Here is an 11,651-nt window from a genome sequence, read left to right on the forward strand (position 1 = left end):
GTCCGGGGCCGTCAGCGGGGTCGGGGCCAACAGCCGCCGCCCGCCCAGCGCGGTGGCCCGCAGGGCGGGTCTGGGACCGCCGCCGACGCGGTCGAGGGTGACCTCGACGTCGAAGTCGAGCCGGGGTGGCACCTGGGCGAGCCGGATCGTGGCCACCCGCAGGCCGTCCGCACCGCGCTGCCAGGTGGTCTCGGCACTCGGTGCCGACACCGCCAGGCTCGCCGCCCCCACGGTCTGGTCGCCGTGGCGCGATGGCGGGACGACGACGAGCCGGTGCGTCAGATCGACCGCCTCGCCGTCGTAGGTGTAGCGCAGGCCCTGGGAGATCTGATAGGTGACCCGGGTGCCGGCGGGCAGCCCGGTCAGATCCGGTGCGACCGCTGTGAGTTCGGACACGTGCTGGGCCGGCGTCACGCCACCGGGACCCGCGTCCCCGATCTCCCGGGCCGGCGCCGTGGCACCCGATGTTTCGGTCACGCTGCCGATCGTCGCCGCCGGGTGTTTCCAGACCGTTAACTCGGCCCGGTCGAACCGGCCGGAGGATGCTGTCATCGCGACCGGCCGCTCACTACGGTGCCATGCGGGTGGGGCGTACCCGGGCTCGCGGCGCCGACGACGGGGCGGACGGCTTTTCCGGGTCGTTCGCCCGCAGTGCCGAGCTCGCCGGAGACTGGCACCATCTAGTGTCATGAGCGAGCTGATGGCGACCAGATCCGAGCAGCCGCAGCGCAAGGCCCGCAGCGGTCTGCTCGAGCCGTTGGAGGCGCCCCGCCCGCTTGCACCGTCCGATCTCCCCGCGGACCGTTTCATCAACCGTGAGACGTCCTGGCTGGATTTCAACGCCCGGGTGCTCGCGCTCGCCGAGGATGTCGCCACGCCGCTGCTGGAGCGGGCGAAGTTCCTGGCGATCTTCGCGAGCAACCTGGACGAGTTCTACATGGTGCGGGTGGCCGGGCTGATGCGCCGGGAGGCGACCGGGCTCGCCGTGCGCTCCGCCGACGGGCTCAGCGCCCGCGAGCAGCTGGCCCTGGTCAGCCGGACGACCGCGGAGCTGTCCCGCCGGCACTCCCGCTGTTTCACCGACGAGGTGGTGCCGTCGCTGACCCACGCGGGGATCAGCATCCGGTTCTGGTCCCAGCTCACCGAGTCCCAGCGCGAGCGGCTGCACGACTACTTCCACGAGCAGATCTTCCCGGTGCTGACCCCGCTGGCCGTGGATCCGGCCCACCCGTTCCCCTACATCAGCGGGCTGTCGCTGAACCTCGCCGTGCAGGTGCGGGAGCCGGGTGGCGAGACCGACCACTTCGCCCGGGTGAAGGTGCCGCAGAACGTCCCGCGGCTGGTGCCGGTGGAGCTTGACAGTCCGGCGGCCGGCGGCGCCCGCCGGGCCGGGGAGCACGGCGACGACCAGCCGGTCCGGCAGGCCTGTTTCGTGCCGCTCGAGGAGGTCATCGCCGCCCACCTCGACCAGCTCTTCCCCGGCATGGAAGTGATCAACTCGCATCTGTTCCGGGTCACCCGCAACGCCGATCTCGAGGTCGAGGAGGACGAGGCGGAGGACCTGCTGCAGGCACTCGAGCGGGAACTGGCCCGGCGCCGCTTCGGCCCGGCGGTCCGCCTCGAGGTGGACAGTGGCATCGACGCCGACCTGCTGGCGCTGCTCATGCGCGAGCTCGAGGTGACCGAGCGCGAGGTGCACCGGGTGTCGGGCATGCTCGACCTGTCCGCGCTGTGGGCGCTCTACGGGCTGGACCGCCCGGAGCTGCGGGACCCGCCGCGGGTTCCGACCACCCACCCGCGGCTGTCCGCCGAGGACGGGGAGACCCCGGACTTCTTCGCGGTGCTGCGCGAGGGTGACGTGCTGGTCCACCATCCATACGACTCGTTCACCACCTCGGTGCAGCGGTTCATCGAACAGGCCGCGGCTGATCCGCAGGTGCTGGCCATCAAGCAGACGCTCTACCGCACCTCCGGCGACTCGCCGATCGTGGACGCGCTCGTCGCCGCCGCCGAGGCGGGCAAGCAGGTCGTCGTCCTCGTCGAGATCAAGGCCCGGTTCGACGAGAGCGCGAACATCCGCTGGGCCCGGGAACTGGAGCGGGCTGGCTGCCATGTCGTCTACGGCCTGATCGGGCTGAAGACCCACTGCAAGACCTGCCTGGTCGTGCGGCAGGAACGTGGGGGGCTGCGCCGGTACTGCCACGTCGGCACCGGCAACTACAACCCCAAGACCGCCCGCCTGTACGAGGACCTGGGCCTGCTGACCGCCGACCCGGGGGTGGGGGCCGACCTCACCGACCTGTTCAACGTGCTGACCGGCTACAGCCGGCAGACGGAGTACCGCTCGCTGCTGGTCGCCCCGCAGCACATGCGCGAGGGCATCCTGGCCCGCATCGACGCCGAGGCACGGGCCGCGGCGCAGGGCCGTCCGTGCGGGGTCCGACTGAAGGTGAACAGCCTCGTCGACGAGCAGGTGATCGACGCGCTGTACCACGCCTCCCAGGCGGGCGTGCCGGTGCACTGCCTGGTCCGCGGAATCTGCGCACTGCGTCCTGGCGTGCCCGGACTATCGGAGACCGTACGCGTCCGATCCATTCTCGGCCGCTTTCTCGAACACAGCCGCGTGCTGGAGTTCGCCTCGTCCGACGAGTTCTGGATCGGCAGCGCCGACATGATGCACCGCAACCTGGACCGGCGGATCGAGGCACTCGTGCGGGTGGGCCAGTCGGCGGACCGCGACATCGTGCGCGGCCTGCTCGACCACGCCTTCTCCGACGCGGTGTCCGCCTGGGACCTGCAGCCCGACGGCCGGTGGGAGCGTCATACCAGCGGGTCGGACGACAACCGGCTCGCCGACTACCAGCATGACCTCATGACGCAGGCCGTCCGGCGCGGGCACCGGTAGTCGGTCGGCTGGCCTGGCCAGCGTTGACCGGCGCCCGCACCGCCGGTCAGTCGGTGCTCGCCGAGACGCTGGACTTGAACTCCGAGCCGGGCCGGAACTTCGGCACGACGGAGGCGGCGACGTGCACGGGCTCGCCGGTCGCCGGGTTACGGCCGGTGCGGGCGGCCCGCTCCACCCGCTCGAACACGCCGAAACCGGTGATCGTCACCTTCTCGCCGCTGGCGACGGCCTCCTGGATCGCGTCGAACACCGCGTCGACGGCCTTGGTGGCGTTCGACCGTCCGCCCTCGATCTGCTGGGCGATGCGGTCAACCAACTGGGACTTGTTCACAACAACCTCCGGACGCCCCCGCAGAGCGCGGGGTGGGGAGCAGATCGGGCATCACACTGCGCTGCACCGTAGGCATCTCCACTGTCGAGGGCAATTCCCGCCACCGTGTCGCGTCACACAAACCCGCACGTCATCGCGTTCATGGCAGTGGGCGCCGGGATGCGCGGTGTGGGAACGACTCCAACCATCCGGTAGATTCGTCACTTTCAGTAATGAGTGTCATGGAAATTTTTGGGCTCAATGTCACGCTTTGGTCGCCAGCCGCCTTCAACCCGGCCAAGCCCGCTCTGCTACGTAGCCATCCAAATGCCTCGGGCGATGATCGACGGATGGAATGCCGACACCACAGGGCAAGCCGCCAACGGCCCCGCACCCCGTCGTTGACGACAATGTGATTTACACCACATTCTCGCCAACGACGTCGTGGGGACACGCACGGGGGTGGATCCCCGGTCAGCCAGCGGTCGGCAGCCAGGCGGGTCGAGTCCGTTCGAACGCGGTGATGTGCTCCTCGTGCCGCAGGGTCAGGCCCACGTCGTCGAGGCCCTCCAGCAGCCGCCAGCGGGTGAAGTCGTCCAGCTCGAACGACGCTGTGATCCCGGCCCCGCGCACCTCCCGTGCGACCAGGTCGACCGTGATCTCGACGGCCGGGTCGCCTTCGACCGCCGTCTGCAGGCTCTCCACGATCTGTGCCGGCAGCTGGACGGGCAGCAGGCCGTTACCCAGCGCGTTGCCCCGGAAGATGTCGGCGAACCGGGCGGAGATGACCGCGCGGAACCCGTAGTCCTGCAACGCCCACACGGCGTGCTCACGCGACGAGCCGGTGCCGAAGTCGACGCCGGCGATCAGGATCGACGCTCCCGCGTAGGCGGGGTTGTTCAGCACGAAGTTCTCGTCCGTACGCCACTCGGAGAACAGGCCGGCGCCGAAGCCGGTGCGCTCGATGCGCTTGAGCCAGTCGCTCGGGATGATCTGGTCGGTGTCCACGTCGCTGCGGCGCAGCGGCACGGCCCGTCCGGTGTGGGTCGTGAACGCCTCCATCAGGGAAACGCTCCTTTCTGCGGTAGGGCGAGGGCGATGAGGGGCGATGCGGACGGCCGCCACGGCGGCGGCCGGGCGATCCGGCGCGGCCGGGCGTTACAGGTCGGCCGGAGCGGTGAGCCGGCCGGTGACGGCGGTGGCGGCGGCCACCTGCGGGGAGACCAGATGGGTTCGCCCGCCCTGGCCCTGCCGGCCCTCGAAGTTGCGGTTCGACGTCGACGCGCTGCGTTCCCCGGGCGCCAGCGTGTCCGGGTTCATCCCGAGACACATCGAGCAGCCGGCGCTGCGCCACTGCGCGCCCGCCGCCTCGAACACCTCGTCCAGCCCCTCGGCCTCCGCCTCGGCCTTGATCCGCATGGAGCCGGGCACGATCAGCACCCGCACGCCCTCGGCCACCTGGCGCCCGCGCAGCACGTCGGCCGCGGCCCGCAGGTCACTGAGCCGACCGTTGGTGCACGAACCGATGAACACCGTGTCGACGGCGACCTCGGACAGCGGGGTGCCGGCCGTCAGGCCCATGTAGGTGAGCGCCCGCTGCGCCGAGGCCCGGGCCGCCGGGTCGGCGTAGTCCTCGGGGGTCGGCACCGGCGAGCCCAGCGGGGCGGCCTGGCCCGGGTTGGTCCCCCAGGTGACGTACGGGGTGAGGGTCGTGGCGTCGATCACGACCTCCCGGTCGAACACGGCGTCCGGGTCGGAGGACAGCGTGCGCCAGAAGGCGACGGCGGCGTCCCAGTCGGCGCCGGTGGCGACCCGCTCGCGGCCGGCGAGGTAGGCGAAGGTCGTCTCGTCCGGGGCGATCATGCCGGCCCGCGCGCCGGCCTCGATCGACATGTTGCAGACGGTCATCCGGCCCTCCATGGACAGGCCCCGGACCGCCGCGCCGCGGTACTCGATGACGTGCCCGGCGCCGCCACCGGTGCCGATCCGGGCGATGATCGCCAGGATCAGGTCCTTGGCGGTGACCCCCGCGGGCAGGTCGCCCTCGACGGTGACGGCCATCGTCTTCGGGCGCCGCTGCGGCAGCGTCTGGGTGGCGAGCACGTGCTCGACCTGGCTGGTGCCGATCCCGAAGGCAAGCGCGCCGAACGCGCCGTGGGTGGAGGTGTGGCTGTCCCCGCAGACGATCGTCATACCCGGCTGGGACAGGCCGAGCTGCGGACCGACCACGTGCACGATCCCCTGGCCGGGATCGTTCATCGGATACAGCCGCACCCCGAACTCGGCGCAGTTCTTGCGCAGCGCCTCGACCTGCGCGGCCGACACCGGATCCGCGATCGGCGCCAGCGTGTCGGTCGTCGGGACGTTGTGGTCCTCGGTGGCGACGGTCAGGTCGGTCCGGCGAACCGGCCGCCCGGCCAGCCGCAGCGCCTCGAAGGCCTGCGGCGAGGTGACCTCGTGCACCAGGTGCAGATCGATGTACAGCAGATCCGGTTCACCCTCAGCCTGGCGCACCACGTGGGCGTCCCAGACCTTCTCCGCGAGTGTGCGACCCATGACCGGCCCGCTCCCTTCCGGTTTCCGGCGCTCGTCGTCCGACGCCGCTCGTCGATGCCGCGTGCCGCCTCCTGCCGCCGGACTCCGCCGCGCCGACGATCGCCGGCCGGCCGACCCACCTACCGGCGGATGCGGCCTGCCCGTCCGGACGCCCGCGGTCCGGATGGTGGACACCGGGGCTTGTCCTGTCGGCGCTTGTCCTGTCGGCGCTTGTCGTCTCAGGATGCAGGATGGCAGTATCAGCTTATGAAACAGCTTAGCGGAGTCGGTGTGCTTGACAAGGCGGCCCTGGTCCTCGCCGCCGTCGAGCAGGGCCCTGTCTCACTCGCCGAGCTGGTCGCGCACACCGGGCTCAACCGGGCGACGGCACACCGGCTGGCCAGCGCACTCGAGGTGCACCGGCTGGTGGGACGCGACCCGGCCGGCCGTTTCGTCGCCGGCCCGCGACTGGCTGCCGCCGGCTTCGCGTCCCCCCTGCCGTGGGAGCTGGTCGACCGGGCCGACGAGATCCTCACCGAGCTGCGCCATGCCACCGGCGAGAGCACCCAGCTCTACGTGCGCCGCGGCGCCCTGCGGCTGTGCGTGGCCGCCTCCGAACGGGCCAGCGGGCTGCGCGACACCGTGCCGGTCGGCGCGGCGCTGCCGATGACGGCGGGGTCCGGCGCCCAGGTCCTGCTGGCGTTCGCCGACGAGCCCGAGCCGGACCTGCTCGAAGCGGCCCCCTTCGACGCGGCGGTGCTCGCCCAGGTACGGGAACGAGGCTGGGCGCAGAGCGTGGGTGAGCGGGAGACCGGCCTCGGCTCGGTGTCGGCGCCGGTCCGCGGCGAGGACGGAGCAGTGATCGCTGCCGTGTCACTGTCCGGACCGTTGGAGCGGCTCACCCGCACGCCGGGACATCGCCACGGCCCGGCGGTGGTCGCGGCCGCACAGCGGCTGTCGGCGACGGCGGTCTCCGGCTAGGCGGACGACGGTCTCCCGCTGAGCGAAGGTCACCGACCGAGCGACCGCATCCGGGTGGGTGAATCGGCCACAATCGCGTGTTCCACACGGCCAACCGGCGGACACCGCGACAGTCAACTGCCGGACACCGGAAATCGGTGGATGGTTGCGCCAGGACGGGTGTGATCCGCCTTCCGGCCGTTCGACCACGATGGTCATCGTCCCGATTCCGCTGGTAATCCGCGGGTCAGCGGCCCAGTTGGATAATGGGCATCACCCATTCGGACCCCACAACGAATGCAGGCCCGGGCTACGCCAAGCGGGCTGTCACCCGGCCGCCACACCGCCCCGCCGCGGGTTGAGGAGCCTCGGCGTCGTAGCCTGTTCGAGTCGTCCGTCTCGGATGATCGGAGAGTCAGATCGGATGGTCCAAGCGGGCCATTGCCACCCGGTAAGCAGACGGATGTCCACCGCACCATCGGAATGGGCGGCCGGAAGCGCCGGATGCATCCGGTTCGGAGATGATCTCCGGGTTCCGCACGAACGGGCGAGAAGCGCCCACGGCGGTGCCGGCGAAAGGCATGACCGCCACGGGCGGCGCCAGGGAGGGGCAGGGCGCGGTGCGCAGACTCGGTTCGCGGTACGTGCTGCACGAGGTACTGGGGCAGGGAACGACCGGCCAGGTATGGCGGGGCGCACGGGTCTCCGACGGCACTCCGGTTGCCATCAAGGTGCTGCGGCGGGAGCTCGCCGATGACCCGGTGATCGTCGAGCGGTTCCTGCGCGAGTGGGACCTGCTCGCCACGTTGGACGATCCCGGACTGGTCGCCGTCCGCGACCTGGTCAACGAGCCGGACACGCTGGCGCTGGTCATGGACCTCGTCGAGGGCCCCGACCTGCGCGCCCACCTGCGGGAGTTCGGGCCACGGCCGGCCCGGGAGGCGGTCGGCATCACGATCGGCACCCTGGACGCCCTCGACCGGGTGCACGCCGCCGGCATCGTGCACCGTGACGTCAAGCCCGAGAACATCCTCATCGACACGGCCGATCCGGACCGCCCGGTGGTGCGTCTCACCGACTTCGGCATCGCCCGGATGGTCGGGCCGCATTCCCGGCAGACGACCGGCCCGGTCGGCACGCCCCTCTACATGGCACCGGAACTCGGTGCGGGTGCCCCGCCGACCGCCGCGGCCGACGTCTACGCCGCCGGTGTCGTGCTCTACGAGATCCTCGCCGGATCGCCGCCGTTCGACTCGCCGAATCCGGTCGAGCTCCTGCGGGCACACCGCGAGGACGAGCCGGAGCTGATCCAGGGGGTGCCGGCACCGTTGTGGGACGTCCTGTCCCGGATGCTGGCCAAGTCGCCTCGGCAGCGGCCGATGAGTGCCGCCGAGGCCGCTGACGAGCTCGACGAGGCCCTCGCCGCCGTCCTGCGCGGCGGCATGGCATCGGCTGGGCCGGCCGGCCTGCCGATCGGTCCGGCCGCGGCCCGGCCCGGGCGCTACGCCACCGTGGCAGTCGCCGCCCACCCGCACCGCGGCGCGGTGCGGACCGGCACCCAGCGGGTTCTGCACCCGGTCGGTGTCGGTGGCGCAGCCGCACTGGACAGCGCCGCACTGCACACCAGCGCACTGAACACCACCGGACTGGACACCAGCGCCCTGAACACCACCGCGCTGGGTACCAGCACCATCCTGGCGTCAGCCGCGTCGGGGTCGGGCGCCTCGGGTGGTGCCGGTGAGAGCCGGGCGAACTGGAACGACATGGAGCACACCCAGATCGCCGGCAGTCTCCCCCCCGCCACGGGACGGACCGGCCGGGGCTGGGAGTCCGACGCGGAACGCACCCGGATCGCCGGGGCGACGGGCGCTGGCAGCACCGGCGGCTTCGGCGGCGGCGGTGGGAACCGGACCGGTGCTCGGGCGGGCTGGGACGACGCCGACGCGCCGACCGGGCTGCGCCCTGCCGTACGCGTTCCGGCCCGCTCAGGCGGGCCGGCCGCCGACACGAACACCGTGATGTCCGCGGTTGCCCCCGACCAGCAGCCCGCCCCGTCCAGCGGCGGGCCCGGCGGGCCTGGCGGGCCGCGAGCCGACCGCCGTCGACGCACCCGGATCGCCGCCGGCGCGGGGCTCGTCGTCGCCCTGGTCGCCGGGGCCGGCGGCTGGGCCCTTGCCTCGAACGGCGACGCGAACAGCTCACTGAGCGCGGCCACCGGCACCGAGGTCTCGCTCAACCCGAGCGTGAGCACCACAGGCGATCCGACCAGCCAGGCCCCCGGGGTCATCGCGATCCCGGGGGCGACCCACGCCGGGGTGGTCGGCCAGCCTGGCGCCCACCCCGTGTCCACCGGGGCGAACCCCGCGAACCACGCGGCCACCACCGCACCCGCCGCGGCCGCGACAGCGGCCTCCGCTGCCACGACCGCGGGCAGCCCCCCCTCGCCATCCCCGACCGACGACGGGACAGCGGTGGTCCCCAACACCGAGGGCACGTCGGTCAACGCCGCGGTCAACACCCTGGCCGCGGCCGGTTTCCAGGGTGTGGACAAGAAGTTCGACTGCTACGACACCGGAGCCGTGGACGCGGTCGTGCGTCAGAGCCCCAAGGGCGTGCGGGTCGCGAAGACCACCCGCATCTCGCTACAGGTCCAGGGAAACGACTGCACGGTGGTCCCGAACGTCACCGGGATGACCGAGGCCGGGGCGAAGAACGCACTGAGCGCCAAGGGCTTCTACTGGGTCAACGGAGCCTGCCCCCAGGGTTACACCAGTCAGGTCACGGCCTACACACCGACCGGACGGCGCCCCAGCGGCTCCACCACGATCACCCTCACCCTGAACTGCACCGCCCCCGCACCGCCCCCGACCACGAAGCCGACGGCCGCGAAGCCGACGGCCGCGAAGTAGGCGCAGGCCTCTTGCGCCCGCGGAGGTGCGGGCTGTCCTCTCCGCCAGCCCGCACCTTCCCACCACCGCTGACGCCACGCGCCGACGTGAGGCGTCCACTCGATGCCGCCGCCGGTGTGACACCACGAGCACCAACGTGACGCACAGTGACCGCTGAGGCCGTCTCAAGCCACCGTGACGCAGCCGAGACGACGCGGCCGAAGTCAGAACGGGTCCTTGGGGCATGCTTTCGCGCTCGCATTCCGTCACCCGACCCGCGGCAGGTAGCGCCAGGCGGGTCGCCGGTCGATACAACGGGCACGGACCCGATTACGGCGCCCCGGTAGCCCCCTCTCCCCGCGGGCCCGGTAGGGCTTGTCCCGGCTGGTAGCCAGGCCCGGTGACAGCCCGGCGGCGGCTCTGAGGTGACGGACGAGGACGGGACGCCAAGAGCGGTGGCCACGTGGCAGGCGGAGCTGCCACGGTTGGCATGCGGTTGGCAGGACGGCCCCGCGTGGGGTCAGCCGAACCGGTCGATCGGCAGGGAGCGCAGGTCCTCCGAGGACGGCAACGAACGCAGCTCCGGGCGGCTCCCCCGGCCCAGCGGCCGCGGCGGGCGGGCGTCCTCGACCCGTAGGCTGCGCGGCAACGGCATGGGGACCGGCAGGTCCGGCTCCGCGTCGTCCGCTGGCGGGACGCTGGTGGCGGTGGCCGCCCAGAGGTTCACCTCGACGATGATCTCGCCGCTGTCCGACGACATCCGCAGCCGCCCGCCATGCACCTCGACCAGTCGGCGGACGACGTACAGGCCCATCCCGGCGCCGTCCGTGGATCGTGTAGCCGTTCCATCTCGCTGGGTAAAAGGTTCGAACAGCTGGCGGATCGTGTCGGGATCCAGGTCCGGACCGGGGTTGCGCACCCGCAACACGACCTCGTCGCCCACCCGGCCGGCGATGAGCCGCACCGGCGCGCCCGGCCAGGAGTGCACCAGCGCGTTGTCCACGAGGTTCGCGACGACCTGGATGAGGGCCTGACGGGCCATCCGGACGGGCAGCTGGGTGGGCAGGTCCACCGTGACGCTGCTCGGCGAGCTGGTGTAGGGCAGACCGGCCAGAACATGCCGGACGACCTCGGGCAGGTCGGCGATGGTCGTCTCGTCGGTACCGGTGGCCGTGGCGGCCGTGAGCATGTTCTCCAGCAGCCGGGAGAGCCGGTCGGAGTGGCGCACCGCGGTGTCGAGCAGATCGTCGAGCTGGGCGTCGGTGAGCCGGTCACGGCGGCGCCGGATGGTGAGCAGATTTCCCCGGATGCCCGTCAGCGGAGTGCGGAACTCGTGCGAGACGGTGGCGACGAGGTCGCTGCGGATCCGGTCGGTCTCCTCCAACCGGGCCATGAGGGACTGCTGTCCCTCATGTAGCTGCTGGCGGTAGTGCTCGACCCGGCGGCGGGACTGCTCGTTGTAATGCCAGAAGACCATCTGCGCGCAGGCCAGCGCGAAGATGAAGCCGGCGTGCAGGCCGGCGAGCAGCCACGCGTTGTCCAGGGTCTGCGAGCTGTCGGTGACGATGTTGCCCATCGCCAGGTTCGCGACGAACACGAACCCGATCGCCAGCAGGTAGACCGTCCACTCCTCGTAGAGCGCGATCAGGGCGACCACGACGAAGAAGTGGAAGTACATGGGCGTCAGGCCGTCGGACAGGTGCACCAGCACGACCGAGCAACACAGCAGGCCCAGGCTCGCCGCCAGGGCGCGCACCCGGCGCCGCCCCGGCACCACCGCCGCGGCGAACAGCAGGCCCGGGGGGGTCGCGGCCAGCAGACCGTGGCCCGCGCTCAGGCCCTCGATGACGGCGTAGCCGACGATGACCGGAAGGTGCAGCGCCAGCACCAGGCACATCAGGGTGTGTCGGGCAGTCCAGTCCTCGACCGGCAGACCACGGCCCTGCGGGAGGACCGCGGCCAGGCGGCGCATCGGGCTCGACGTGCCGGGCTCACCGTCCACCGGGGGCATCGACAGCGTGGACACCGTCGCCGCGGCCGGCTGGGCCGCGGC

The 11,651-nt window shown here is 71.9% G+C and carries 8 protein-coding genes; 3 read left to right on the plus strand and 5 right to left on the minus strand.

Annotated elements, in window-relative coordinates:
• The coding region (locus tag ND747_RS27675; RefSeq protein ID WP_308204716.1) for a transglutaminase N-terminal domain-containing protein at positions 1-477 on the minus strand (477 nt) is incomplete at its 3' end.
• Positions 478-688: 211 nt separating this feature from the next.
• On the opposite strand from ND747_RS27675, the gene ND747_RS27680 reads away from it, so the two are divergent.
• Positions 689-2,905 carry an RNA degradosome polyphosphate kinase gene (locus tag ND747_RS27680; protein WP_251737204.1) on the plus strand — a complete coding sequence of 739 codons (2,217 nt, stop codon included), beginning with the start codon at positions 689-691 and terminating at the stop codon, positions 2,903-2,905.
• A 46-nt stretch (positions 2,906-2,951) separates the two neighbouring features.
• Here ND747_RS27680 and ND747_RS27685 read toward each other — a convergent pair whose 3' ends face one another.
• From ND747_RS27685 to leuC, 3 genes are all read right to left on the minus strand, one after another.
• Positions 2,952-3,236, minus strand: a complete 285-nt coding sequence (locus ND747_RS27685; protein WP_250643276.1) for an HU family DNA-binding protein — start codon at positions 3,234-3,236, stop codon at positions 2,952-2,954.
• A 453-nt stretch (positions 3,237-3,689) separates the two neighbouring features.
• The gene (gene leuD, locus ND747_RS27690; protein ID WP_251737205.1) at positions 3,690-4,277 is read right to left on the minus strand and encodes a 3-isopropylmalate dehydratase small subunit; all 588 of its coding nucleotides are present in this window, start codon (positions 4,275-4,277) and stop codon (positions 3,690-3,692) included.
• 96 nt (positions 4,278-4,373) lie between these two features.
• Entirely contained in the window at positions 4,374-5,771 is a 1,398-nt protein-coding gene (leuC, locus tag ND747_RS27695) for a 3-isopropylmalate dehydratase large subunit (protein WP_251737206.1), read from the minus strand.
• Between the two features lie 246 nt (positions 5,772-6,017).
• On the opposite strand from leuC, the gene ND747_RS27700 reads away from it, so the two are divergent.
• Both ND747_RS27700 and ND747_RS27705 read left to right on the plus strand, forming a co-directional pair.
• The gene (locus ND747_RS27700; protein WP_251737207.1) at positions 6,018-6,731 is read left to right on the plus strand and encodes an IclR family transcriptional regulator; all 714 of its coding nucleotides are present in this window, start codon (positions 6,018-6,020) and stop codon (positions 6,729-6,731) included.
• A gap of 560 nt (positions 6,732-7,291) precedes the next feature.
• A complete protein-coding gene (locus ND747_RS27705) occupies positions 7,292-9,619 on the plus strand; it encodes a serine/threonine protein kinase (protein ID WP_251737208.1) in 2,328 nt (775 codons plus the stop codon).
• Positions 9,620-10,118: 499 nt separating this feature from the next.
• Here the strand turns inward: ND747_RS27705 and ND747_RS27710 are convergent, their stop codons facing one another.
• Positions 10,119-11,609, minus strand: coding sequence for a sensor histidine kinase (locus ND747_RS27710; RefSeq protein WP_374216341.1), 1,491 nt, complete (start codon positions 11,607-11,609; stop codon positions 10,119-10,121).
• Between the last annotated feature and the right edge of the window lie 42 nt (positions 11,610-11,651).

The sequence above is a fragment of the Frankia sp. R82 genome, assembly GCF_023716925.1.
Lineage (GTDB): Bacteria > Actinomycetota > Actinomycetes > Frankiales > Frankiaceae > Frankia.